The following is a 23,015-nucleotide window of genomic DNA, read 5'->3' as shown; positions in this document are numbered from 1 at the left end:
CTTACTCCTTGTCTTTGGTATCCGGCAGCTGCCAGAAATCGAAAAAGTTAAACCAGTCGAGCGGCGACTGTAGTGCGTAGTGCTCCAGGCGCTCGGCGTAGCGATCGATGGTTTGCTGTAACGCGTTTTGCCGGTCGGCGCGCGGCAACAGTAGCGGGTCGGCGAAAGGCTCGCAGTGAATACGCAGTTTCCCCTGTTGGCGCAGGGCGAAAATCAGATCCACCGGGCAGCGTAAAATAGAGGCGAGAATAAAGGGTCCCTGCGGGAAGGGGGCCGCTTGCCCCATAAAGTGGCTCCAGCAGACGCGCCATTCGCCGCCGCGTTGCGGATTGACTGCAATACGATCGCCGACGATGGCAATCCACTCGCCGCGATCCAGCTTCTCTTTAAGCAGGATCGCGGTATCCGGGCCAATATCGGTTACCGGCAGCAGATTCAGCCCGGCCTGCGGGGCCATCTCTTGCATAATTTGCTTAAAGCGCTGGGCATTGTCGCTAAACACCAGCGCGTTGATGGTTTTGCTACCCTGTAATTGCGCCAGTGCGCGACAGGCTTCCACATCGCCCAGATGCGAGGCCAGCAGCAGCTTGCCGCGTGGTGAGCTAACGTTGAGCGTCTCTTCTGCGCCAGGGGCAAAGATCACATCGCGGCCTAACCGCAGTTCGCCACGCCAGCTGGCAATTTTATCGAGCATCGCATCGCCAAAACGCAGGAAGTGCTGATAGCTGGTGAGCGATGGCGGCAGCGGCATCTGGCGAGCGGTTAGCTGTTCACGCACGCGGGCAATCCAGCGTTGGGAGGCTTTGCGGGCGGTTGTTGCCGTCATCCAGTAAACGCCGACCACCGGGTAGAGCAGCAGGGAGAATGCTTTGCGCCCGAGTAATCGCCACACGAGTAGCATCAGGCGCATCCCCCATAAACCCTTCACTTCCTGCTGGCGCGCCCAGTGTGGCGATGCGCGGCGAAAAAGCAGCGACGGGATGCGCGGCAACATGCCAAAAAACAGGCGTGTGTGCATCCGTGAAATACGCAAATTGTCTTTCAGGGCGTCAAAATGGGACAGACCGTCCAGCGGATAGGTGACGCGGGTGGGGACAAAATAGCTGGTGTTGCCCTGCCAGTAGAGGCGCACCATCACTTCGGTATCAAAATCCATTCGCTTGCCGAGCGTCACGCACTGCGCCAGCTGTAGCGTCGGTGCTACCGGATAAACCCGAAAGCCGCACATGCTGTCTTTGAGCTGGAACGAGAGGGTTTCAATCCACACCCAGACGTGGGTCACCCAGCGTCCGTACAGGCGCGAGCGGGGTATGGAATCGTCATAAATAGGCTGCCCGGAAATCAGTGCTGTTGGGTGAAGCTCTGCCAGCACAAGAAGTTCAGGAATATCTTCAATGGCATGCTGGCCGTCGGCATCAACCTGCACCGCATGGCTGAATCCGGCCTCTGCCGCCGCCTGCATGCCGCAGATCGTCGCTGCACCTTTGCCCGAGTTAATCGGCAGGCGAATTAAGGTCAGATTTTTATCTTCTGCCGCCAGGCGGGCTAGTTCATCCCGCGTGGCATCGTCGCTGCCGTCGTCCACCACAATGCAGGGCAGACCAAACGGCTGAAGCCGTGCCAGCACGCTTGCCATCATTGCGCCGTGGTTGTAGCAGGGGATCAGTACGCAGGGCTGGAAGGCTATCGGCATAACCGGATTTTCCCGCTGCTGGTGGTGTGGCGCGCATCGCCATCATGGCGTTGATAGCTGAAGCTCAGCATCTGGCGTTCTTCTTGCCAGTTCAGGGCTAGCGTGACGGTGGTTTCCGGCAGCAGCGGGGCCTGAAATTTCACGTTCTGAATGCTGTGAAAACGCCAGCCGGGGGCGAGCAGCGTGGTGGCGTAATGCATTACCCAGTCCATCTGCGCGACGCCGGGCAGCAGCGGCTGCACGGCAAAATGTCCACGAAACCAGAACAGAGAAGGGTCGAGATGCAAAACGATCTCGACCTGTTGGGGTTGTGCCTGATGGCGCTCAATTTCATGGGGTTTCATGAAATAACTCCTGTAATTGCGCATAGACACGCTTGTTCATACTGTTAACCGGGATTTCGTCAACCACCCGCCAGTAACGAGGAATAGCAACCGGCTCAAGCAACGCGCGCAGCGCTTTACGCCATGCTAATTCCTGGCTTTTACTCCAGCGCTCGCGGGCGTTGTCGTCCAGCACCAGCAATGCGCCAACGCCCTGACGGCTGCCGCGAGTCACTGGCAATACCGCCGCTTCAAGGATGCCGTCCAGCGCCAGCAGGCGCTGCTCCACTTCGCCAAGTGAAATACGTTTCTCTTCAATTTTAACTATCCGGCCCTGACGTCCAGTCAGGCGAAACTGGCCGTTTTCTTCAAAATGCAGAGCATCGTCGAGTAACAGGCCGTTATCATCAGCAATCAGCGGAGAAAACACGCGAAATACGTCATTTTCAGCATGAAACCTGACGCCGGGAAAGGGCAACCATGCCGCGTCGTCTTGCTGGCGATGGCGCCAGGCGATAACGCCAGTTTCGGTACTGCCATAAATTTCGTCCGGCCAGACTTGCAGCCAACCGGCGGCCTGTGCGGCATCTTGCCAGGGCAGCATGCCGCCTGCGGACAAAATCAGTTCGACCGGTGGAGGCGTCAGCTGGTTGTCGAGGCGTTTGAGAAACGCCGGGCTGCTGATAAACGCATAGCGATGTTCATGGCTCAGGGCGGCCAGCTGTTCGGCATACCAGGTCATGGCGGCATGCAGGGGCAGGCCCAGCGTCATCGGCAGGAAGATACGAAACGTCAGACCGTACAAATGCTGAGGGACCACCGAGGCCACGACCCGACAGCCTGCAAGACGGTCGGCAAAACGTGAGGCGAGCAGTGCTGCTTCGCGGTCAAGGCGGCTGATGGGCTTGATGACCCTCTTCGGCTGGCCGGTTGAGCCTGAAGTAAAGAGTTCAACGAAGACGTCCTGGCGGATCGCTGGTAAAGAGATTTCGTGCGTTGCGGTTGCCATGGCAGAGCTGACAATTAGCTGCGCTCCCTGCCAGTCCAGTGACTTATCGCTCAATACGCCGTCAAACAGTGCGCGCTGTTCGTTTAATAACGACACGCGGCAGTGACCGGGGATCACCGGCGTTTTGCCCGCATGCAGCGTCGCCAGCAGCGCTACGATAAACAGATAGCTGTTCTCAAAGCATAGCGCCCAGCGTTCAGCTTTCTGCTGATGCAGGTGCGCTATCAACTGGTCAACATCATGGCGTAGATGGCCGAGTGTCCAGGTACAGCCTTCTTGCCATGCAATGGGCATCTCGGCTGGACGTTGGGTGCTGAGCCACTCTGAGAGTGGGAGGGGCTGCTTCATTGGATATCTCGTTTAATCATCCGGCGGCGGACTAACCACTCGCCCGCCATCAGCGTTCCCATCAACAGATAGGAGAGCATCCCGTTCCAGGCCGTCCACAGGGACATATCACCGCGTAGCGCGGTAAACAGCGCAATGCCGCCGTTGATGATGAAAAAGGCGCACCAGATTTGCGTCACGCGGCGGGTATAGCACACGCCATTATCCGAGAGCGCTGGCTCGCGCAGTCGTGCCAGACGTTCGACGATGGGCATGGATGACCATAGCGAACCGCCAAACACCGCCAGCATGACGGCGTTGACCACCACCGGGTAGAACAGCAGCAACTGGTGCGTTTTAAGCAGATAGCTAGCAATGCACAGCGTCATGCCCGCTATCGCTACCACCTGGGTGACGATACGCAGCGGTCCCGCCTGTCGCCGGGTCTGGCGAAAGCGTAAAAAAAGCAGCAGCGCCATCAGAGGCAGCAGCCAGTGCAGGCTGTTATGTGCCAGCCCAAACCAAATCAAAAATGGCCAGGCCAGAAGCAGTAAGCCCGTCAGCAGTGGGACCACCGGTAGCGAGCGAACGCCTGACATGACGAATCAGGCTTCTTTGAGCAGGCGTTCTACCGCGTCGACAACATCCTGCACGGTACGCACGGCTTTGAACTCTTCCGGCTTGATTTTCTTACCGGTTTTCTTTTGCAGATGGACGATCATGTCGACAGCATCAATGCTGTCCAGCTCCAGATCGTCGTACAGGCGCGCCTCGGGCTTAATATCCTGCGGGTCGATTTCAAACAGCTTAACCAACAGCGTGGAGACTTCTTCGTAAATGGCTTTTTGATCGGTCATAACGGACTCTCCTCAGGCACGTTGCGCGTGAATGAAAGATGCCAGCGTGGCGACGGAAAAGAAGTGTTGGCGCATCTCTTCGCTCTCAGCCGACAGCACCACGCCATACTGGTTTTTCACTGCCAGACCGAGCTCCAGAGCATCGATTGAGTCCAGACCCAGACCATCGCCAAACAGCGCTGCTTCTGTGTCGATATCGTCAGCGGACAGTTCGTCCAGGTTCAATGTGTTGATAATCAAATTTTTAATTTCAAGATAGAGCGCTTGCATCATTAATTCCTGTGCCAGGCGTAGTACCTGATTGTAATTGAAGCAAAAGATGCCGGTTCAACTGCCTTGCCGCCAGTGCCGGTTCTTGTACATTTGCGTTGTAAAATTGGTCGATTTGCACCCGCTCGCCAACCGTAATGGTAAAGATCGGTTTGGTTTGCGGTGCGTCATACCACTTGCTCTGTTTGCCCAGCATGTGCTCGCTGCAGCGGATAACCACTACGCGTAAATCGCTGCTACAGCGCACGGCGATATTAGCCGCGCCGCGTTGTAGCGTCATTTTTTCGCCGGGAAGCGTGCGCGTTCCCTCGGGAAAAATCAAAATAGTATCGCCTTGCTGTAAACGCTCACGACTGGCGGGCAGCAGGGCATCGGCTTGATCGTTAACCAGATAATCCGCGGCACGAATTACGCCGCTGAGGAAGGGATTTTTCAGCAGCGCGCTTTTCACCAGGCAGTCGGTTTCGGGCATGACGGACGCCAGCATGACGTAATCGATCAGGCTGGGGTGGTTGGCGACGACCAGGCAACCGTGCTCCTGGCGTAAAATATCGCCCCCTTCAATGTGGTAATCGAGTACGCCGACGGATTTTACTACGGTTAAAAAGAGTCGGAAACTTGCCGAAACGCTGCGCCGCGCGAGGCGGCGGCGGCGGGCCTTGTTGCGGACCGTCACCAGCAGCAGGTTGAACCAGACAAGAGAGAGCAGCAGCCCGCCAATCCCGAACAGCGCGAAACAAAGGCCGGCCATCGCCGCTCGCCAGAGACGGTTTAGCTGTGACAAGACGCCGTTCATGCGCGGCTCCATAGCCACTGAACGCGCTCGCCGGGGAGCGTAAAGGCGTCGGTGTGTTGTAAATAGTGGCGTAAAAACAGCAGGCTTTGCGGCAGGGCGGTCTCTTCGCTGGGCACGCTTTGGCGCTGAGTCTGACACTGCCATTCGCTGCCTGCTTCAATCACCCATGCCGTCGCATAGGGCCAGGTTGGCATATCAGATGGCAGCTGTGGGTGATAAAACTCGGGCAGAAAGCCATCGAAATCGACCATTAGTACGCGCTGATAGCCCGCCTGTAAAAGGCCCATCACTTCATATAAGCCCTGCTGGAAGGTATCCCGTCCGGCAGAAAGCGACGACGAGACTATCGGTTTTTTTGCGGCAATCGTCAGGTTACCCACCGCGGAGTTATGCACCGATAAGGCGAAATCGGTTGGCGAGAGCGCCTGCTCTGTTGCCAGCGCGTGGAGGATTCGGTAATTGCGCTCCAGCTCGCCGTGGCGGCTGGTGTACAGCACCGCGTCGATATGATGACGGCGCAGCATCGCCAGTCCGCATTCTACGGCCAGCTTGCTACCGGAACTGAGTCGGCGGGCGGTCATCATCGGCAGCTCGCTAAGCTTGGCTGGGGAGGCCGCTGGATCAATGGCGTGCAAATGCCGTGACCACTGAAGCCACTGTTCGCTACCATTGACCCCAGGAGCCATGGCTTGCCAATCAACTATGTTTAATGAAAATGTCATCCACTCGCGTCCGCGATCGATCAATGATTCTACTGGCGTTAATTTGAACGCCAAAACAGCGCTTAGCGCTGCTTTATTATTTTATTTTCTGGCATATCAATAAGGTATGCCCGACGCCTAAATTATCGTGGCGTTGTTCTATCTTGAATCCTGCCATTTCAAGATAGCGGTAAAACTTCTCTATGCTGTAGAAACGGCTATTTCCGTTGGCCATACAGGTAAAATAGAGCGAAGACGCATTCAGGCTAAATGAGGCCGCTTCAAATTTCTGCGCGTCCCAGAACAGTTCCAGAATGCATAATCTTGCACCTGGCTTCATCACGCGCGCCACATTACTGAGCATGGTGACAATTTGTTCTGGCGAAAAGCAGTCAAGAAATTGGCTCATCCACCAGATATCAGCCTCTCCCGGCAGGCGCTCGTCGCTCAGCATATCCACGGCATGAAAATTAATGCGATGAGACAGACCCGCATTTTCTATATTTTCGCGAGCCAGCGCAATTTGTTGTGGCAAGTCTAATAACGTTACCGCGATATTTTCATCATACTGGCAGCAGCGCAGCGCCCATTTTCCGGTATTTCCGCCTACATCGTACAGGGTTGCAGGCTGACTGGCGAATACATACGGCAGCGCGGCGTTGAAAGCGCCGTCAGAATAGTAATGATCGAATGCGAACCAGCTTTTACGCGCCGCCTGTGGGAGCTGCGATAATGCTGGATAAATGGTTGGCCAGTCGCCAAAAACTTTTAGCCCGGAAGGCCTTCCTTCCTGCAACGCATTTTCTAAAAAGAACAATCCCTGATAGCAAACGTCCTGAGTGAAATCCATATTTACTCGGGTCATTGCATCATGAAGTAAGAAATGCCCTACTTTAGCGAGATAATATTGCCCCTCTTTATGGGTAAGGATGCGTCCGCTTAATCCCATATCCAGCAATACGCTGACGGCATATTCATTTACGTCGCAATCCGTGCAAATAGCTTCAAGCGTTGCGCCGAGTTTTCCTTGCTTATCGAGATAATCCAGGATGCCTGAATTGCGTAGGCATAATGCGGTTTGAAAGAGCATGGGGGCAAAAGCAATACGTTGCGCTTCGGTAATGGCATCCAGTGCGCTGAGAGAGTCCTTTTTGTACACGTTCGGCACAACCTTTTACAGTATTAGTAGAGAGAGCGGGCCATGACTGGCCCGAGTGTACTTCAGGGACAGGATTACAGAGATGAATCCGCGGCCAGGTTAATCTGAATGTCTTTATCGAGGTTGTGCACCCAGCGGTTATAGTTTCTGTGAATTTTTCCACCGGAAGCCATCAGGTTGAGGCTGCTATCGTAGTTAATGGAATAGCTGGTGGCAGAGTAGGTGATTTTTATTTCGGCAACATGGTCACGTGATTGCTGACGGGCTTTGATGACCCCAGGACCTGCGTCTGACATAATCCATTCGCGTTGCGCGCCAGCTTTGATAATTGCTTTTTTGACCTGGGCTTCGGTATGACCTGCGCTTACCGTGGTTTGGATTTGCTCAATAGGCGCCGTGCGTGCGCAGCCAGCCAGAGCACCGATAACCGCAATCGCGGCAGCCCAGCGAATAACCTTTTTCATGAATACTCCCTATCAATCTATTGTTCGAAGAAATGTTTTATACACCGTTTGAATATATCGATGCATAGATGCAATAAAGTCATCTGTATTATTCTATTTGATTAATACATTTGTCTGTTTTTAAAGTGTGTATCAGCTAAATACTCTAATGTTATTAGATTTTTAGTATCGAATTAAAACCAGTTGCAAATATAAATGCAGGGGCGAAATTATAAATAAATTAACGCCTTCTATCAATGAATATAATCAATAGGGGATGATTTACTACTTTTTCTGGTGGTTTTTTTGATGAGTAGCAGGCGAATTGTCAAGAGTATCTGGTGTTTTAATACGGGGTTCTTAATGGACGCTGTTGGGGTTATCGTATTTCAATACAAAATACGATAACCCGTTGTTGCTGTAAAAGTGGCTAGCCTGGCAGCCTGCTTTTGGGTCGTCCTGGCCCGAGCAAGAGGGCTAATTTGCTGCCGCCTTTAGTGGTTTCCATCCATATTTTGCATACGCTGGTTAACGGCACCGAAAGTAGCATACCCACCGGGCCAAGCAGCCATCCCCAAATTAGTAATGAGAGGAAAACCACCAGCGTAGACATCCCAAGACGGTGCCCCATCATGCGCGGTTCCAGAATATTGCCGATGATCATATGAACAACTAAAAAGAGTGCGCCAACCAGCAGGCATTCATAAAAACCGTTAAACAGCAGCGCCTGAATCATTGGCGGAACGGCGGAAATCACCGAGCCAATATTGGGTACATAGTTAAGCAGAAAAGCCAGCACTCCCCACATCAGCGCGAACTGAACCCCCATCAGCAATAAGCCTAACCAGACAATGACTCCGGTCCAAAGGCTGAGGAGCGTTTTCAGCGCCAGATAGTGCGAAACGCCTTTTAACGCCCGGTGCAGCCCGGCTATATGGATCTGCGGGTTATTGAGGGCGAAGCGGAGTTTATAAGGCACATGGCGGACTTCAAAAAGCATAAAGACCACGGTCATGACCAGCAAAATGACGCTGGCCATAGCGCCTGAAAGCCCGGTCATCAGGGCGGTAGTGAACGTCATCAGCTTGTCAGAATCCATGCGCTGCAGCATACGTTCCGGGGACATATGAATATGTAAAAATGGCAGCGCCTCCTGCAGCCGCAGGACTTTCGCCGTCAGCTCTTTATTGTACTTCGGCAGCATCGCGACGAATTCGTTAACTGATGCGGCCAGCACGCCAATTAACGCGGTGAGAACAATCAGCATCACTAACACCACAATCGTAATCGCCACCGGGCGACGGACGCCGCGGCGGATAAACCAGCTCACCAGAGGATTAAGGACAATAGCGAAGAACAGCGCCAGTAATAGCTGTACGATGATATCCGCTGCGGCATGAATCCCGGCGAGGATAACCACCAGCGATGCCAGCTTGAGCAGGATATGCATGCCCGTTTTATCGGGCTGAGGGGTTGTCATTAACGGTTCCTTTCTTATGATTTTCATTAAGAGCCCACCCCATTAGGGCTATTTTACTTGTCATTTTGAACTTGGGCAGTGCTCAGAATCCTCACGTACTACGTGTACGCTCCGGTTCTTGCGCGCTGTCCGTGTTCAAACTGTCTGCGCCAATAACGCCTACTGGGATAGGCTCTAAGTGTAGCGGCTGGCTTGTTTCCGATATTCCTAATCTGGCTGCTGATTTAAAGCGTGCAGCATGGTAAAAATGAAACACTGTTGTAAAAAACTGGTGGAACCCATGCCTGAAGCCGCTGCCGAACCGGCACTCAATGGACTGCGTCTCAATCTGCGGATTGTCTCGGTGGTTATCTTTAATTTTGCCAGCTACATGACGATTGGGCTGCCGCTGGCGGTTTTGCCGGGTTATGTTCATGATGTAATGGGCTTTAGCGCCTTCTGGGCCGGGCTGGTGATTAGCCTTCAATACTTCGCTACGCTGCTTAGCCGTCCTCATGCCGGGCGCTATGCCGACCTGTTGGGGCCGAAAAAAATCGTCGTTTTTGGTCTGTGCGGCTGCTTTCTGAGCGGGTTGTGCTACCTGTTGGCGGCGTTCAGCGACGGCTGGCCCATTGTTAGCCTGTCGCTGCTGTGCCTTGGGCGCATTATTCTGGGAATCGGACAAAGCTTTGCAGGCACAGGTTCGACGCTATGGGGCGTCGGTGTTGTCGGCTCGCTGCATATCGGTAGAGTGATTTCGTGGAACGGTATCGTGACCTACGGCGCAATGGCGATGGGCGCACCGCTTGGCGTGCTTTGCTATTCCCTTATCGGCCTGCACGGTTTGGCGTTCACTATTATGGCGGTGGCGCTGGTGGCGGTACTGTGCGCACTGCCGCGCGCAGCGGTGAAAGCGGGCAAGGGCAAAGCGATGTCGTTTCGCGCGGTGCTGGGGCGGGTCTGGCTCTACGGGATGGCGCTGGCCCTGGCTTCGGCCGGTTTTGGCGTTATCGCCACCTTTATCACCCTGTTTTATGACGCCAAAGGCTGGGATGGCGCGGCTTTCGCGTTAACGCTGTTTAGCTGCGCGTTTGTCGGCACTCGTCTGTTGTTCCCCAACGGAATCAACCGCCTTGGCGGGCTGAATGTGGCGATGATCTGCTTTGTGGTTGAGATTATTGGGCTGCTGCTGGTGGGACTGGCGGAGACGACGCTGATGGCGAAAATCGGGACCTTCCTGGCCGGGGCAGGTTTCTCATTGGTATTCCCGGCGCTTGGTGTGGTGGCGGTGAAGGCCGTGCCGCAGCAGAATCAGGGATCGGCGCTGGCAACCTATACGGTGTTTATGGATCTCTCATTGGGGATCACCGGTCCGCTTGCCGGATTATTGATGGCATGGGCGGGGATTTCTTCGATTTATCTGGCGGCGGCGGGGCTGGTGGCGGTAGCGTTGCTGTTGGGGTGGCGGTTAAAAAAACGGCCTCCGGTCGGTGAACCGGAGGCCGCAGCGTCAGGCCAGTAATTACTGAATGACGAGGGTGTTGATGATGTTTTCCGCTTCGGTCTGCGCCTGCTGCTGGTTATCCGCCGGTAGCGTAACCTGCAGGGTCAGCAGTTTGTCGTCAACCTTGCCGAGGAGTACGGAAGACCATGCGGTCTGACCCTTAGCAGAGATAATGCTGTCCAGCTGCTGCAGAGTGTGGCCTTTAATCTCAACGGATTTATTGGTCACGACCTGCAGCTGCGGATCGCGACTGCGCTGCTGCTCTTCCAGACGCTGCGCCATCACGGCCAGGTCTTCATTGGTGCTGTCGCCAACAATCACAATCACCGCTTTCTGGCCGGTGGCATCAGAGTAGACGTGCATATTGTTGGCCTGAGTGCCCAGCTTGCCGCTCTGGTCGGTCATACCAGCCGGTAGAGAGAAGCTCAGTTTGCCATCCAGCAGACTAATAGGTTGCCCGCTGGCGTTACTTTCCGCAGCAGCCCCGGCAGTCGGCGTTTTTGTGTCGCTGTTATCACAGGCCGCAAGCCCCATAACCAGCAGGCCAATACCGACATATTTAACCAAATTGCGCATTGACATCTTCCTTTCGATAAACGGCCATTAACGGCTCATCCCCGTATCTTATCACATCACTCTGTGAGTACTCTTAACCTGGCTGCAATGCCGATAAATCGGATTTATCTGCCAGCTTTTTCAGCAGCATATTCAATAACATGCCGTACATTGGCAGGAAGAAAACGATGCTAATCAGTACTTTGAAGCAATAATCGACGATGGCGATTTCTCCCCAGTGCGCCGCCATAAACGGGTCCGGGCTGCGCCAGAAGGCGATAAAGAAGAAGGCCAGGGTATCGCTGACGTTACCAAAGAGGGTCGATGCCGTTGGCGCCAGCCACCAGCGACGGTTTTGACGCAGGCGGTTAAAGACGTGGACGTCGAGGATTTGCCCCAGCGCGTAGGCCATAAAGCTGGCGGCGGCGATGCGAGCGACAAACAGGTTAAAGCTGGTTAAGGCGGCAAAACCTTGCCATTCACCCATATAGAACAGCGCAGAAACGCCATAGGAGATCACCAGCGCCGGGATCATGACCGCGAGGATAATGCGTCGCGCCAGCGGAGCGCCGAAAATCCGCACCGTAAGATCGGTGGCAAGGAAAATAAACGGAAAGCTGAACGCGCCCCAGGTGGTATGAAAACCAAAGATGGAGATCGGTAGCTGCACCAGATAGTTACTGGAAGTGATGACCAGCAGATGGAAAAGCGATAGCCAGATCAGCGCTTTTTTACGCTGTACGGTAGTAAACGGACTCATATTGTGACCTTTTTATGCCCGTCATACTTCAAGCTGCAGATGCGTTAACTTTCCTCGCTCATCCCAGTCACTTACTTAGGTAAGCTCCAGGGAATTCACTGCGTCGTCGCCTTTCTGCAACTCGAATTATTTAGGGCCAGAGAGTTGGGGTGAGGGAACCCAATAAAAACGGCTGCATGATACTGCGTTGGGTGCGTAATGCAATGGTTGTTTTTCGCGCAAACGTTAACCTGGCTTGCGTACTGATGAACTGGGGGTAAACTAGGGGCGTTTTGTTGATATGAGATGAAAATGAGCGAACTTTTCTCCAGCCCTGACCATACTCTTGATGCGCAGGGGCTTCGTTGCCCGGAACCGGTGATGATGGTGCGTAAGACCGTGCGTACGATGCCGGTGGGCGAGACGCTGCTGATTGTCGCCGACGATCCGGCAACCACCCGCGATATCCCCGGTTTTTGCCGCTTTATGGAACACGAGCTGCTGGCGCAGGAAACCGAGGCGCTGCCGTACCGTTATCTGATTCGTAAAAGCCACTGATCTGCTTCAGGTTTCCCCGGAGGCGGTGCTGCGCAGCTGTCCGGGCTACAAAAACCAGCCAGTAGCCCGGGCAAGGCGCTCTGCGCCGCCCCCGGGGTGGATACTACTTCTTACGCAACAACCGCAATGCGTTGGCGGTGACCAGCACCGTCGCTCCGGTATCCGCCAACACCGCCAGCCACAGGCCGGTCAGGCCGAGCAGGGTGGTGACGAGGAAGATCCCCTTCAGACCCAGTGCGATGGCGATGTTCTGCCGAATATTGGCGTGGGTGGCGCGGGCCAGCGAAATCATCTGCGCCAGCCCGGTTAAGCGGTTATGGGTTAACGCTGCGTCGGCGGTCTCCAGGGCGACGTCGGTGCCGCTACCCATAGCGATACCAATGGTCGCTGCTTTCATTGCCGGAGCATCGTTGATCCCGTCGCCGACCATCGCCAGCGGTGCTTGTGCATTAAGCGCCATCACCGCCTGCACTTTATCCGCGGGCAGCAGCCCGGCGCGGAACTCCAGCCCTAATTGACTGGCTATGGCCGCCGCCGCGCGCGGGTTATCACCGGTCAGTATGATTCCCTGAACGCCTAACTGATGGAGTTCATCCACTGCCTGACGGGCATCGTCGCGCAACGTATCGCGCAGCGCCAGAATCCCCAGCAATACCTCATCGCGCATCACCAGCACCACCGTTTGCCCGGCGCTTTCCAGTTGCTGAATACGTTCCTCATACTGCGGGTTGCTATTTTTGCTGGCGGCGCAAATCAGCACCTGACGACCGTTGACTTGAGCCTCAATGCCGGAACCAGCCAACGCGCGCTGGGCGTGCGCTGCTGGAATGACGAGCTGGCGTTGTTCTGCCTCACGCACGACGGCCTGGGCTAACGGGTGGCTGGAACCTTGTTCCACGGAAGCTGCCAGCGCCAGCAGATCGTTTTCGGCGATGTCCACAGTGGCGATAACGGCGGTCACGCGCGGCTGGCCAATAGTCAGGGTACCTGTTTTATCGAATGCGACCTGGCGTACGCGGCCTAATTGCTCCAGTGCCGCGCCGCCCTTAATCAGCGCGCCGCGACGCGCCGCTACCGCCAGCCCGGAGGTAATCGCCGCCGGGGTGGAGATGACCAGCGCGCAAGGGCAGCCAATCAGCAGCAGCGTTAAGCCTTTATAGATCCACGGCAGCCAGGCACCGGCAAACAGCAGCGGTGGCACAATGGCGACCAGCAGGGCGACGACCATAATCGCTGGAGTATAAATACGGCTAAAGCGATCGATAAAACGCTCAATCGGCGCGCGGCGCTCCTCCGCTTCTTCAATGAGCTTAAGAATACGGTCGATGGCGCTATCGCCCGGCTCTGAGATAACCGTTAGCTGGACCAGACGATCGACGCTGGTTGCGCCCGCCGCCACCCGTTCACCGACATTACGTTCTACCGGTACGGACTCACCGGTTAAGGCGCTCTCATCAAAGCTGGCGAAAGGAGACAGCAACTGACCATCAGCAGGCAGACGGCCCCCAGCGGCGACTTCAATAATGTCGCCGGGGCGCAGATCGCGCTGGGCGACGGTTTCACGGACGCCATCGCGAACGCGGATTGCCGTGTCGGGTTTCAGCGCCATCAATGCGCTAACCCCCTGACGCGCGCGACTGGCGGCCCAGCCTTCAAGACGTTCGCCAATCAAGAACAGCAGCAGCACCATTGCCGCTTCGGCGGTCGCACCGATAAACAGCGCGCCGATGGCCGCGACGCTCATCAGGGTTTCAATGGCGAACCAGCTTCCGCTTTTGATCAGGCGAAGGGCTTGACGGGCGACGGGCCACAGGCCAACAAGAGTGGTGGCTACGAATGCCATTTCGCCAAAGGGATGGTTGAACTGCTCGAGTCCCCAGCTTAGTGCCATCATCACCACCAGAGTGATAAGCGGCAGATTTTCGCGCAGCCACGAAGTCTGTTCCTCTTGCTGCGGAGCGCTTTCATCACGCAGTTTGTATCCTGCGGCGCGAACGGCGCTTTCGACCTGCGGGCGGACATCGCCATCAGCGTTAACCAGCAGTTTTTCGGTGGCAAACAGCACCTGAACCTGGCTGACACCCGGCACCTGGCGAACGGCGGTTTCGACCTTGCGAGCGCAGGCTGCGCAATCCATACCTTCGACCAGCCAGCTATAGCGTGCGTGATTCAACGCTTCGTTTTCAGCGGCGGTTTCGGTGCTGCAGGCGTGGTCCGAGCAGCAGCTTTCCGACGGCTGTTCGGCTGGGGTAAATTTTAATGATGAGAAGTGTGGGACTTTTTTATCCTGCGATTCTGGAGCCGACATAGGACCCTCCGGGTAATGATAATTTTCTCATTACCCGAATGATACACTCTGGAGTCGACTCCAGAGTCAAGCGCTTAATTACAAATAAAGTGCGCGGACGATCAGGAAGTGCCCGGCGAAGTAAAACGCGGAGGAGATGGCGTTATCGGCACGGAAACGACGGCGATAATGGCTGATAAGCCAGACGGCGTTACCCAGCAACAGGAATGCCGCACCAACGAAACCGGACAGCGCGGTATCGGTCGGGCGGGCGAACCACAGCTCACCGGCCAGCCAGACCATCACCAGCGTCATGCCGATAAAGGTAAACACCGGCATTCGCATCTCTTCCAGTCGGGTCCAGATAATCGCCAATAGCAGAGCGCCAAGGATCAGCAATATTAGCGGCAGTGGCCAGAAGAACGACAGCGTTAGCTGACTGGCAAACCAAATGGTGTAGAGCAGATGCGAGAGAAAGAACGCTCCCACGGCGTACATTACCCGCTGGCGAGGCAACAATGTGAGCGCATCACCAACCAGCGAGGCGCAAAGACCGGCCAGCACCAGATAGCTGATGGCGTTGAACATCGGCGCTTGCCAGGCCAGTAACAGAAGCAGGATCAATGTGACGGGCTTAAACACCCAACGACGCCAGGCGGGTCCACGATAAGATGCATCGACGTAAAGCCATGCGGAGAAACAGACAGCAATAAATGACCAAAGCATAGTAAGTCCCTGTATCTGTTATCATTAAGTAAGTGATTGTACTTACGGTACTGAATCTCAGTGTAGTGGTTTGCAGCGGAAGATGACAATGTTAATCAAGCCGCTGTACTCTTATTCTTGATAATTCCTGGGGGCAAGGTGAATGAGTAAAGTTCCGCTTTTTTTTATGGTTGCCGTTGCCATCATTGTGGTTGCCGCGTCGTATCGTTATGTGCAGCAGCGTCGGGAAAAGATGGAGAACGATGCCGCGCCGCTGTTACAAAAGCGGGTGGTGGTGAGCAGCAAGCGGGAGAAGGTGCTTAACGATCGTCGCTCACGCCAGCAGACGGTGACGCCTGCTGGCAGCGAGATGCGTTATGAGGCCAGCTTCAGGCCGGAAGCTGGCGGGCTGGAAGTGGTTTTTCGCCTGCAGGCACCGCAGTATCATGCGCTGAGCGTCGGCGATAAAGGCACGCTGAGCTACAAGGGCTCGCAGTTTATGGCGTTTACGCCGGACCCCTGAGCTATATTTGATGACTACTTCTTCAGGGTCGCCTTGAGCTTCTTTTGCCAGGCGACCAGTTCGAACACGCCGAAGACGAAAATCCGAACCTGCTCGAAGCGCCCCAGCGGCGGCATCTCTTTCGTCTGCGTCGCCTTCAGCAGCGTCAACTGCAGACCGTGCATCAGGATCATAAAGATCAGCGCCACGTTAACGAAGATGTTCAGCGGCTTTGGGAACGGTTGAAACAGATTCAGTAATAGAAACGCCCACACGCACAGCATCAGCAAGCGGCCAAAATTAATCAGCATGGTTTTCTCCCTGGACCTCATGTTGGTAAAGGCGGTAGGCGACCTGTCCGGCCACTTTCTCTCGGTACAGATGCCAGCTTGCAGGCACCGGCGGTAAGCCGTTTTCGACTTCACTCTCTATGTAGATTAGCGCTTCATCGTTAAGCCAGCCGTTGCTTTCCAGCAATTTCAGCGTCTCTTCGAGTAGCCCTTTACGGAAAGGGGGATCGACAAACACGATATCGTGCGGCGTGCCTGTCTGAGCAAGAAACGCCAGGGTGTTGGTATTGACCACTTTGCCGTTGCTGGCCTTCAGCGTAGCCAGATTTTTTTGCAACTGCTGGGCGACGCCGCGTTCCATTTCCAGCAGCGTGGCGTTCGCCGCGTAGCGGGAGAGGGCTTCAAGGCCCAGCGCGCCGCTGCCGGCGAAGCAGTCGAGGCATTTTGCATCGACGATGGTGGGTGATAGCCAGTTAAAAAGCGTTTCGCGAACCCGGTCGGTTGTCGGGCGCAGACCCGGGCTCTCCGGCACCGGTAATTTGCGGCCTCGCCATTGCCCGCTGATAATGCGGATCTGGCCGCTGCCTGCGTGGTTTGGTTTCTTCATCTCTTTGCTCAAGTCTCAACTTCCGGGCTGCTATTCTAACGATCGATAGCGGTTGACGAAACCTTAATCCGGGGGCGGTGATGCGAGTTAAGTTAAGTGGTAGACTATCCGACTAATTTCATCATTTTTTCAGCTTCCGCGACAGATATGCCGAAGCTGTGCCATGAACAAACAGCGAGGAGTGTAGTCGCAAATGGCGAAAGACAAGAAACGTGGCTTCTTTTCCTGGCTGGGCTTTGGACAAAAAGAGCAGGAGCAGGGAACAGAAACAGAACAAAAAGTAGAGGCTCAGCAAGAGGTTGAAGAGCAATCTCCGGCGACTGAATCGCCAGTGGAAGCGGTTGTTACGCCTGAAACGATTGAAGCGCCTGTTGCGGAAAAAGAAGATGCAGAAGCCTTCGCTGCCGAGATCGTTGAGGTAACCGAGCAGGTTGTGGAAAACGAGCAACCGCAGGCGGTCATTGAAGCTCCGGTTGCTGAAGAAAATATCGTCCCGCCGGTCGCTTATCAGCCTGAAGTTGTGGTTGAAGAGATTGCGGAACAGCCTGTACCTGAAGAGGCCGTTGCCGAGCCACTGATTGAAGAGGTCATCGCCGAACCGGTTGTTGCTGAAGCCGTGGCTGAAAATATACCGGAAGAAGTGACTGCCGAACCGGAAGCTGTGGTCGTTGAAGAAACTGAAGAGACTATCGTTGAAGAAGCGGTAGACGACGCGGAGCCGGAAATTTCTGACGAAGAGCTGGAAGCGCAGGCCCTGGCTGCAGCGGATGCGGCAGAAAATGCCATTGATGTGGTGCCGGACGAAGAGGTTGTCGCGCCGTTAGAGCAGGAAAAACCGACCAAAGAAGGTTTCTTCGCCCGCCTCAAACGTAGTCTGGTAAAAACCAAACAGAACCTCGGTTCCGGATTTATCAGCTTGTTCCGCGGCAAGAAAATCGACGATGATCTGTTTGAAGAGCTGGAAGAGCAACTGCTGATTGCCGATGTTGGCGTGGAGACCACCCGTAAGATCATCGCTAATCTTACCGAAGGTGCCAGCCGTAAACAGCTTCGCGACGCGGAAGCGCTATATGGCCTGCTGAAAGAAGAGATGGGCGATATTCTTGCTAAAGTGGACGAGCCGCTAAACGTTGAAGGCAAAACACCATTTGTTATTCTGATGGTCGGCGTCAATGGCGTCGGTAAAACCACCACCATCGGCAAGCTGGCGCGTCAGTTCGAGCAGCAGGGTAAATCGGTGATGCTAGCGGCAGGGGATACCTTCCGTGCGGCAGCCGTTGAACAGCTCCAGGTTTGGGGTCAGCGTAACAATATTCCAGTGATTGCACAGCACACTGGTGCGGACTCAGCATCGGTTATTTTCGATGCCATCCAGGCGGCGAAGGCGCGTAATGTTGACGTCCTGATTGCCGATACCGCAGGCCGCCTGCAGAATAAATCGCACCTGATGGAAGAACTGAAGAAGATTGTCCGCGTCATGAAAAAACTGGATGTCGATGCGCCGCATGAAGTCATGCTGACGATTGACGCCAGCACCGGGCAGAACGCGATTAGCCAGGCCAAACTGTTCCATGAAGCGGTTGGACTGACCGGTATCACCTTGACTAAGCTGGATGGTACCGCCAAAGGCGGGGTTATCTTCTCGGTTGCTGACCAGTTCAGTATTCCAATTCGCTATATCGGTGTTGGCGAACGTATTGAAGATCTGCGTCCGTTTAATGCGGGCGACTTTATTGAGGCACTTTTTGCCCGAGAGGATTAAAAATGATTCGCTTTGAACAAGTCAGCAAAGCCTATCTCGGTGGGAGACAAGCGCTGCAGGGGGTCAATTTCCACCTGCAGTCAGGCGAGATGGCGTTTCTGACAGGCCATTCCGGCGCGGGGAAAAGTACCCTGCTGAAGCTTATCTGCGGTATTGAACGGCCCAGCGCCGGGAAAATCTTATTTGGCGGCCACGATATTAGCCGTCTCAAAAGCCGTGAGGTGCCGTTTTTACGCCGCCAAATCGGTATGATTTTCCAGGATCACCACCTGCTGATGGATCGCACCGTATTTGATAACGTGGCGATTCCGCTGATCATTGCGGGTGCCAGCGGCGATGATATTCGTCGTCGCGTATCGGCAGCGCTGGATAAAGTGGGCCTGCTGGACAAAGCGAAAAACCTTCCCATTCAGCTTTCGGGTGGTGAGCAGCAGCGTGTGGGTATTGCCCGCGCGGTGGTGAACAAACCGGCGGTGCTTTTGGCGGATGAACCGACAGGTAACCTCGACGAAGCGCTGTCGGAAGGGATTTTACGTTTGTTTGAAGAGTTTAACCGCGTTGGGGTGACGGTTCTGATGGCAACGCATGCCCTGGGGCTTATCTCCAGCCGTCCGTACCGCGTCCTGTCCCTCAGCGACGGGCATATGCATGGAGGCCGCATCGGTGAATAAACGCGAGGCAATGAACCACATTCGCCGGTTCGGTAATCGATTCGATCGTTTTCGCAACACGACGGGCGCAGGCGGTAGCGGCGGACGCAATTCGTCAAAACGGCCAAAAGCGGCACCGAATCCGGCTTCCCGTAAGAGTAACGTGTTTAATGAACAGGTGCGCTACGCCTGGAACGGTGCGCTTCAGGATCTGAAAAGCACACCGCTGGCGACTTTTCTGACGGTAATGGTGATCGCCATTTCACTGACGCTACCGAGCGTGTGCTACATGGTGTACAAAAACGTCAGCACCGCCGCGACGCAGTATTATCCGACGCCGCAAATTACCGTCTATCTGGAAAAAACGTTGGATGACGATGCAGCCGCCCGGGTCGTTGGTCAGCTACAGGCCGAGCAGGGCGTAGAAAAGGTAAACTACCTGTCGCGCGATGAAGCCCTTGGCGAGTTCCGCAATTGGTCAGGTTTTGGCGGCGCGCTGGATATGCTGGAAGAAAACCCGCTGCCGGCGGTCGCGATTGTGGTGCCGAAGATTGATTTCCAGAGCGTTGAGGCGCTGAACACGCTGCGCGATCGTGTGAGTCATGTGCAGGGCGTTGATGAAGTACGAATGGATGACAGCTGGTTTGCGCGCCTCTCGTCGTTGACCGGGCTGGTTGGGCGCGTTTCGGCGATGATTGGCGTGTTGATGATCGCGGCGGTATTCCTGGTTATCGGCAACAGCGTGCGTTTAAGCATCTTTGCCCGTCGCGATACTATCAACGTGCAGAAACTTATCGGCGCGACCGATGGCTTTATTCTGCGTCCGTTCCTGTACGGCGGCGCGCTGTTAGGTTTCTCCGGCGCATTTTTGTCGTTGATTCTGTCAGAAATTATGGTGATGCGGCTGTCGTCGGCGGTCACCGAAGTGGCGAAAGTGTTCGGTACTCAGTTTGAGCTCAGTGGTTTAGGCTTCGATGAATGCCTGTTGATGCTGCTGGTTTGTTCGATGATTGGTTGGGTTGCGGCCTGGCTGGCAACCGTTCAACATTTACGTCACTTTACTCCCGAGTAATAAAAATCTGGTATAATCTTTCCCTGCACTGAATGTCTCTCTGCAGGGAAAGAGTCCCTGTTGGCTCTCCCCTTTAGTTCATCTCCATGTCACATTTTGTGCGTAATCTATTCACATCATTGCATGGAACTTGTGGATAAAATCACTGTCTGATACTAATGTGAGTGATATTCTCGTTGCTCATCAATGCTGGCATGTTTGTTGCTCCGTTGTGAGGACAGAATGATGTCAGAAGATATCGATTGAGAGGATTTGAATGACCAAAGATATGCAAACTTTAGCCTTAGCCCCCGTTGGTAACCTGGAATCCTACATCCGGGCTGCGAACACTTGGCCGATGTTATCGGCTGATGAAGAGCGGGAGCTTGCTGAAAAGCTGCATTACCAGGGCGATCTGGAAGCAGCGAAAAAGCTGATCCTGTCTCACCTGCGCTTTGTTGTTCATATTGCTCGTAACTACTCGGGCTATGGCCTGCCGCAGGCGGATCTGATTCAGGAAGGTAACATCGGCCTGATGAAAGCCGTGCGCCGTTTTAACCCGGAAGTGGGCGTGCGCCTGGTTTCCTTCGCCGTGCACTGGATCAAAGCGGAAATTCACGAATACGTGCTGCGTAACTGGCGTATCGTGAAGGTCGCGACCACTAAAGCGCAGCGTAAGCTGTTCTTTAACCTGCGTAAAACCAAGCAGCGTCTGGGCTGGTTCAACCAGGATGAAGTGGAAATGGTTGCCCGCGAGCTGGGCGTGTCGAGCAAAGACGTGCGTGAGATGGAGTCACGTATGGCAGCGCAGGACATGACCTTCGATATGTCGTCAGATGATGAGTCCGATAGCCAGCCGATGGCACCAGTGCTCTATCTGCAGGATAAAACGTCTAACTTTGCCGACGGCATTGAAGACGATAACTGGGAAGAGCAGGCGGCGAATAAGCTGACTGACGCGATGCAGGGTCTCGACGAGCGCAGCCAGGATATCATCCGCGCCCGCTGGCTGGACGAAGATAACAAGTCCACGCTGCAGGAGCTGGCAGATCGCTACGGCGTTTCGGCCGAACGTGTGCGTCAGCTTGAAAAGAATGCCATGAAAAAGCTGCGCGCTGCTATCGAAGCCTAATCTGAGCGTCAGCTTCCCCCGATAACGCCCCACATTACGTTGGGGCGTTTTGTTTTTTCAGCTCCCAACCAGCGCCTGTGGGCAGTGCATTTGCAGGCACTGGAGCAGGATTTTGAACGCGGCTTCCATCTGCGTTTCAGGCTGGGAGGCAAAACCCATTAACAATCCTTTCTTACGCTGCGCCGTCAGATAATAGCGCGACAGCGGGCGCACTAAAATATTGCGCGCGTTGGCATCCCGGGCAATGGCGACGTCATCCGCCTCATCCGGCAGATTCAGAATCAGATGCAGTCCGGCATTATCACTAAAATCCGACAGCGTGTGTGGGCTGCAGTGACGCTGAATAAGCTCGGTCAAAAAGATGCGACGGCGGCTGTACAGCAGGCGCATGCGGCGAATATGCGCCGAATAATGTCCGGCGTTGATAAATTCTGCCAGCGCCAGCTGGATCAGCGAGTGACCACCGCGATAAAGTTCGGCATGGGCATTTTTGAGTTCAGCCGCCAGTGGTCGTGGAAGCACCACATAGCCCAGCCGAAGCCCCGGATAGAGCGTCTTACTAAACGTGCCGACGTAGACCACTGGTGCTTCGGGGGCCAGGCCCTGAAGAGCCGGTATCGGCTGACCGGAAAAGCGAAACTCACTGTCGTAGTCATCCTCCACAATCCAGCTTCCGTGCTGATGAGCCAGCGCCAGCAGCCGCTGTCGGCGCTCAAGGCTCATTACCGCGCCCAGCGGATACTGATGGGATGGCGTGACGAAGATAAGCCTTGGCGCTTCGGCGATGGTGTCGGGCGGACACAGGCCATTGGCATCAACGGTAATCGGTTCTGCTCGTACTTCATTCATCGCCAGCACGTGGCGAATACCCCAATAAGACGGTTCTTCGACCCAGGCAAGATCCCCGTTGTCGCACAGCATACGGGTGACCAGGTCGATGGCCTGGTGGATCCCTTCAGTAATAAGAATCTGATCTGCCTGACACTGCACGCCGCGCGCTACTCTTAAGTAGTCCACCAGCGCATGTTGCAGTTCGGGCGTGCCGCCATTGCAGCTATAGCTAAGTTGTTCCGGTTTCGGGCGGCGGCTGATGCGCGCCTGAATTTTACTAAACAGCGGATGGGGGAAGGCGTTGACGTCCGGAACGCCAGGGATAAAAGCCCCCCACTGGCGAGGGCTAGCGCTAACGTGACTCAGTAGATGCTGACCACGTCGGGAGATATGCGCTGTTGTCGCAGGCATGGCGCTGTTTTCATTGGCGCAGCTTGCGGAAGGGAACATATCAGGCAGCGTTTTTGCCACAAACGTCCCGCTACCGCGGCGGGAAACGACATATCCCTCAGCAAGTAGTTGTTCGTAAACTGTTAGAATTGTGTTGCGTGATATTCGTAATTCCCCGGCCAGATCTCGTGAGGGGGGCAGGCGGCTATGGGGCGGCAGAGAACCGTCCAGAATTGAGCGACGAATCGCCTTATAAAGACGTTTATGCAGGAGTGGGTCTGCTTCTTCCTGCAATCTGACCAGTACCAGGTCTGCGACGAGCGAGCGCAATTGGATCCCTCAGATAATCTGAATTGGTACTCGATTGTAGAGCCAAATCCTGTGTAAATAAACGACATAGTTTCGAATTTGTTGC

24 protein-coding genes and 1 pseudogene are annotated in these 23,015 nt (G+C 54.9%); 7 read left to right on the top strand and 18 right to left on the bottom strand.

Annotated features, from left to right (window positions below; all coding sequences use genetic code 11):
* Position 1: 1 nt before the first annotated feature.
* From QVF11_RS23940 to QVF11_RS23890, 11 genes are all read right to left on the bottom strand, one after another.
* Positions 2 to 1,693: a glycosyltransferase family 2 protein gene (locus QVF11_RS23940; RefSeq protein WP_287859768.1), complete on the bottom strand. Its 1,692-nt coding sequence runs from the start codon at positions 1,691 to 1,693 to the stop codon at positions 2 to 4.
* Entirely contained in the window at positions 1,684 to 2,037 is a 354-nt protein-coding gene (locus QVF11_RS23935) for an ApeI family dehydratase (protein ID WP_112214835.1), read from the bottom strand. Before QVF11_RS23935 ends, QVF11_RS23940 begins: the two co-directional genes overlap by 10 nt.
* Positions 2,024 to 3,373, bottom strand: coding sequence for an AMP-binding protein (locus QVF11_RS23930; RefSeq protein ID WP_287859764.1), 1,350 nt, complete (start codon positions 3,371 to 3,373; stop codon positions 2,024 to 2,026). Before QVF11_RS23930 ends, QVF11_RS23935 begins: the two co-directional genes overlap by 14 nt.
* A complete protein-coding gene (locus tag QVF11_RS23925) occupies positions 3,370 to 3,951 on the bottom strand; it encodes a COG4648 family protein (protein ID WP_287859762.1) in 582 nt (193 codons plus the stop codon). The genes QVF11_RS23930 and QVF11_RS23925 overlap by 4 nt, the downstream gene beginning before the upstream one ends.
* A 6-nt stretch (positions 3,952 to 3,957) precedes the next feature.
* Positions 3,958 to 4,209 carry an acyl carrier protein gene (locus QVF11_RS23920; RefSeq protein ID WP_110274883.1) on the bottom strand — a complete coding sequence of 84 codons (252 nt, stop codon included), beginning with the start codon at positions 4,207 to 4,209 and terminating at the stop codon, positions 3,958 to 3,960.
* Positions 4,210 to 4,221: 12 nt separating this feature from the next.
* A complete protein-coding gene (locus QVF11_RS23915; protein WP_024131035.1) occupies positions 4,222 to 4,479 on the bottom strand; it encodes a phosphopantetheine-binding protein in 258 nt (85 codons plus the stop codon).
* Positions 4,460 to 5,275, bottom strand: coding sequence for a lysophospholipid acyltransferase family protein (locus tag QVF11_RS23910; protein WP_112214832.1), 816 nt, complete (start codon positions 5,273 to 5,275; stop codon positions 4,460 to 4,462). Before QVF11_RS23910 ends, QVF11_RS23915 begins: the two co-directional genes overlap by 20 nt.
* The gene (locus QVF11_RS23905) at positions 5,272 to 5,997 is read right to left on the bottom strand and encodes a beta-ketoacyl synthase chain length factor (RefSeq protein ID WP_287859758.1); all 726 of its coding nucleotides are present in this window, start codon (positions 5,995 to 5,997) and stop codon (positions 5,272 to 5,274) included. Before QVF11_RS23905 ends, QVF11_RS23910 begins: the two co-directional genes overlap by 4 nt.
* Before the next feature lie 76 nt (positions 5,998 to 6,073).
* Entirely contained in the window at positions 6,074 to 7,135 is a 1,062-nt protein-coding gene (locus QVF11_RS23900; protein ID WP_287859756.1) for a class I SAM-dependent methyltransferase, read from the bottom strand.
* A 74-nt stretch (positions 7,136 to 7,209) separates the two neighbouring features.
* Entirely contained in the window at positions 7,210 to 7,599 is a 390-nt protein-coding gene (locus tag QVF11_RS23895; protein WP_110274887.1) for an LptM family lipoprotein, read from the bottom strand.
* Positions 7,600 to 8,008: 409 nt separating this feature from the next.
* Positions 8,009 to 9,058, bottom strand: coding sequence for an AI-2E family transporter (locus QVF11_RS23890; protein ID WP_142513355.1), 1,050 nt, complete (start codon positions 9,056 to 9,058; stop codon positions 8,009 to 8,011).
* Positions 9,059 to 9,338: 280 nt separating this feature from the next.
* Here QVF11_RS23890 and QVF11_RS23885 point away from each other — a divergent pair, with 280 nt between their 5' ends.
* On the top strand, positions 9,339 to 10,559 hold the full coding sequence (locus QVF11_RS23885) for an MFS transporter (RefSeq protein ID WP_287859752.1): 1,221 nt from the start codon (positions 9,339 to 9,341) through the stop codon (positions 10,557 to 10,559).
* On the opposite strand, the gene QVF11_RS23880 is transcribed toward QVF11_RS23885, so the two are convergent.
* Positions 10,560 to 11,117, bottom strand: a complete 558-nt coding sequence (locus tag QVF11_RS23880; protein WP_110274889.1) for a DcrB family lipoprotein — start codon at positions 11,115 to 11,117, stop codon at positions 10,560 to 10,562.
* A gap of 73 nt (positions 11,118 to 11,190) precedes the next feature.
* Positions 11,191 to 11,856 carry a 7-cyano-7-deazaguanine/7-aminomethyl-7-deazaguanine transporter gene (locus tag QVF11_RS23875; protein WP_025106844.1) on the bottom strand — a complete coding sequence of 222 codons (666 nt, stop codon included), beginning with the start codon at positions 11,854 to 11,856 and terminating at the stop codon, positions 11,191 to 11,193.
* Positions 11,857 to 12,147: 291 nt separating this feature from the next.
* Here QVF11_RS23875 and tusA point away from each other — a divergent pair, with 291 nt between their 5' ends.
* Positions 12,148 to 12,393 carry a sulfurtransferase TusA gene (gene tusA / locus QVF11_RS23870; RefSeq protein WP_004106582.1) on the top strand — a complete coding sequence of 82 codons (246 nt, stop codon included), beginning with the start codon at positions 12,148 to 12,150 and terminating at the stop codon, positions 12,391 to 12,393.
* Positions 12,394 to 12,496: 103 nt separating this feature from the next.
* On the opposite strand, the gene zntA is transcribed toward tusA, so the two are convergent.
* Both zntA and QVF11_RS23860 read right to left on the bottom strand, forming a co-directional pair.
* Positions 12,497 to 14,701 carry a Zn(II)/Cd(II)/Pb(II) translocating P-type ATPase ZntA gene (zntA, locus tag QVF11_RS23865; protein WP_287859746.1) on the bottom strand — a complete coding sequence of 735 codons (2,205 nt, stop codon included), beginning with the start codon at positions 14,699 to 14,701 and terminating at the stop codon, positions 12,497 to 12,499.
* A 78-nt stretch (positions 14,702 to 14,779) separates the two neighbouring features.
* Positions 14,780 to 15,406, bottom strand: a complete 627-nt coding sequence (locus QVF11_RS23860) for a lysoplasmalogenase (RefSeq protein ID WP_110274892.1) — start codon at positions 15,404 to 15,406, stop codon at positions 14,780 to 14,782.
* 142 nt (positions 15,407 to 15,548) lie between these two features.
* On the opposite strand from QVF11_RS23860, the gene QVF11_RS23855 reads away from it, so the two are divergent.
* Complete coding sequence (locus tag QVF11_RS23855) at positions 15,549 to 15,908, top strand: DUF2500 domain-containing protein (RefSeq protein WP_112214826.1); 360 nt, start codon at positions 15,549 to 15,551, stop codon at positions 15,906 to 15,908.
* A 14-nt stretch (positions 15,909 to 15,922) separates the two neighbouring features.
* On the opposite strand, the gene QVF11_RS23850 is transcribed toward QVF11_RS23855, so the two are convergent.
* Together QVF11_RS23850 and rsmD are read right to left on the bottom strand one after the other, a co-directional pair.
* Positions 15,923 to 16,198, bottom strand: a complete 276-nt coding sequence (locus QVF11_RS23850) for a DUF1145 family protein (protein WP_287859743.1) — start codon at positions 16,196 to 16,198, stop codon at positions 15,923 to 15,925.
* Positions 16,188 to 16,784, bottom strand: a complete 597-nt coding sequence (rsmD, locus tag QVF11_RS23845; RefSeq protein WP_287859740.1) for a 16S rRNA (guanine(966)-N(2))-methyltransferase — start codon at positions 16,782 to 16,784, stop codon at positions 16,188 to 16,190. The genes QVF11_RS23850 and rsmD overlap by 11 nt, the downstream gene beginning before the upstream one ends.
* Before the next feature lie 193 nt (positions 16,785 to 16,977).
* Here rsmD and ftsY point away from each other — a divergent pair, with 193 nt between their 5' ends.
* The 4 genes from ftsY to rpoH all read left to right on the top strand — a co-directional run bounded on the left by ftsY (position 16,978) and on the right by rpoH (position 21,379).
* A complete protein-coding gene (gene ftsY, locus QVF11_RS23840; RefSeq protein WP_287859737.1) occupies positions 16,978 to 18,546 on the top strand; it encodes a signal recognition particle-docking protein FtsY in 1,569 nt (522 codons plus the stop codon).
* A 2-nt stretch (positions 18,547 to 18,548) separates the two neighbouring features.
* Positions 18,549 to 19,217: a cell division ATP-binding protein FtsE gene (gene ftsE / locus QVF11_RS23835; protein ID WP_142513353.1), complete on the top strand. Its 669-nt coding sequence runs from the start codon at positions 18,549 to 18,551 to the stop codon at positions 19,215 to 19,217.
* On the top strand, positions 19,210 to 20,268 hold the full coding sequence (gene ftsX / locus QVF11_RS23830) for a permease-like cell division protein FtsX (RefSeq protein WP_112214873.1): 1,059 nt from the start codon (positions 19,210 to 19,212) through the stop codon (positions 20,266 to 20,268). Before ftsE ends, ftsX begins: the two co-directional genes overlap by 8 nt.
* 256 nt (positions 20,269 to 20,524) lie before the next feature.
* Complete coding sequence (gene rpoH, locus QVF11_RS23825) at positions 20,525 to 21,379, top strand: RNA polymerase sigma factor RpoH (RefSeq protein ID WP_004106554.1); 855 nt, start codon at positions 20,525 to 20,527, stop codon at positions 21,377 to 21,379.
* 34 nt (positions 21,380 to 21,413) lie between these two features.
* Here the strand turns inward: rpoH and pdxR are convergent.
* Positions 21,414 to 22,930 (bottom strand): annotated as a pseudogene (gene pdxR / locus QVF11_RS23820) (MocR-like pyridoxine biosynthesis transcription factor PdxR).
* Positions 22,931 to 23,015 lie beyond the last annotated feature (85 nt).

The sequence above is a fragment of the Klebsiella sp. genome (genome assembly GCF_027492335.1).
Taxonomy (GTDB): Bacteria; Pseudomonadota; Gammaproteobacteria; order Enterobacterales; family Enterobacteriaceae; genus Klebsiella; species Klebsiella huaxiensis.
This window is presented reverse-complemented; position numbering and strand designations above follow the sequence as displayed.

What these genes read in the sequence shown, in the direction of transcription:
- QVF11_RS23940 (WP_287859768.1), bottom strand. Translation starts at nt 1,693, where the DNA reads ATGCCGATAGCCTTCCAGCCCTGCGTACTGATCCCCTGCTACAACCAC.
- QVF11_RS23935 (WP_112214835.1), bottom strand. Translation starts at nt 2,037, where the DNA reads ATGAAACCCCATGAAATTGAGCGCCATCAGGCACAACCCCAACAGGTC.
- QVF11_RS23930 (WP_287859764.1), bottom strand. Translation starts at nt 3,373, where the DNA reads ATGAAGCAGCCCCTCCCACTCTCAGAGTGGCTCAGCACCCAACGTCCA.
- QVF11_RS23925 (WP_287859762.1), bottom strand. Translation starts at nt 3,951, where the DNA reads ATGTCAGGCGTTCGCTCGCTACCGGTGGTCCCACTGCTGACGGGCTTA.
- QVF11_RS23920 (WP_110274883.1), bottom strand. Translation starts at nt 4,209, where the DNA reads ATGACCGATCAAAAAGCCATTTACGAAGAAGTCTCCACGCTGTTGGTT.
- QVF11_RS23915 (WP_024131035.1), bottom strand. Translation starts at nt 4,479, where the DNA reads ATGCAAGCGCTCTATCTTGAAATTAAAAATTTGATTATCAACACATTG.
- QVF11_RS23910 (WP_112214832.1), bottom strand. Translation starts at nt 5,275, where the DNA reads ATGAACGGCGTCTTGTCACAGCTAAACCGTCTCTGGCGAGCGGCGATG.
- QVF11_RS23905 (WP_287859758.1), bottom strand. Translation starts at nt 5,997, where the DNA reads ATGACATTTTCATTAAACATAGTTGATTGGCAAGCCATGGCTCCTGGG.
- QVF11_RS23895 (WP_110274887.1), bottom strand. Translation starts at nt 7,599, where the DNA reads ATGAAAAAGGTTATTCGCTGGGCTGCCGCGATTGCGGTTATCGGTGCT.
- QVF11_RS23890 (WP_142513355.1), bottom strand. Translation starts at nt 9,058, where the DNA reads ATGACAACCCCTCAGCCCGATAAAACGGGCATGCATATCCTGCTCAAG.
- QVF11_RS23885 (WP_287859752.1), top strand. Translation starts at nt 9,339, where the DNA reads ATGCCTGAAGCCGCTGCCGAACCGGCACTCAATGGACTGCGTCTCAAT.
- QVF11_RS23880 (WP_110274889.1), bottom strand. Translation starts at nt 11,117, where the DNA reads ATGCGCAATTTGGTTAAATATGTCGGTATTGGCCTGCTGGTTATGGGG.
- QVF11_RS23875 (WP_025106844.1), bottom strand. Translation starts at nt 11,856, where the DNA reads ATGAGTCCGTTTACTACCGTACAGCGTAAAAAAGCGCTGATCTGGCTA.
- tusA (WP_004106582.1), top strand. Translation starts at nt 12,148, where the DNA reads ATGAGCGAACTTTTCTCCAGCCCTGACCATACTCTTGATGCGCAGGGG.
- zntA (WP_287859746.1), bottom strand. Translation starts at nt 14,701, where the DNA reads ATGTCGGCTCCAGAATCGCAGGATAAAAAAGTCCCACACTTCTCATCA.
- QVF11_RS23860 (WP_110274892.1), bottom strand. Translation starts at nt 15,406, where the DNA reads ATGCTTTGGTCATTTATTGCTGTCTGTTTCTCCGCATGGCTTTACGTC.
- QVF11_RS23855 (WP_112214826.1), top strand. Translation starts at nt 15,549, where the DNA reads ATGAGTAAAGTTCCGCTTTTTTTTATGGTTGCCGTTGCCATCATTGTG.
- QVF11_RS23850 (WP_287859743.1), bottom strand. Translation starts at nt 16,198, where the DNA reads ATGCTGATTAATTTTGGCCGCTTGCTGATGCTGTGCGTGTGGGCGTTT.
- rsmD (WP_287859740.1), bottom strand. Translation starts at nt 16,784, where the DNA reads ATGAAGAAACCAAACCACGCAGGCAGCGGCCAGATCCGCATTATCAGC.
- ftsY (WP_287859737.1), top strand. Translation starts at nt 16,978, where the DNA reads ATGGCGAAAGACAAGAAACGTGGCTTCTTTTCCTGGCTGGGCTTTGGA.
- ftsE (WP_142513353.1), top strand. Translation starts at nt 18,549, where the DNA reads ATGATTCGCTTTGAACAAGTCAGCAAAGCCTATCTCGGTGGGAGACAA.
- rpoH (WP_004106554.1), top strand. Translation starts at nt 20,525, where the DNA reads ATGACCAAAGATATGCAAACTTTAGCCTTAGCCCCCGTTGGTAACCTG.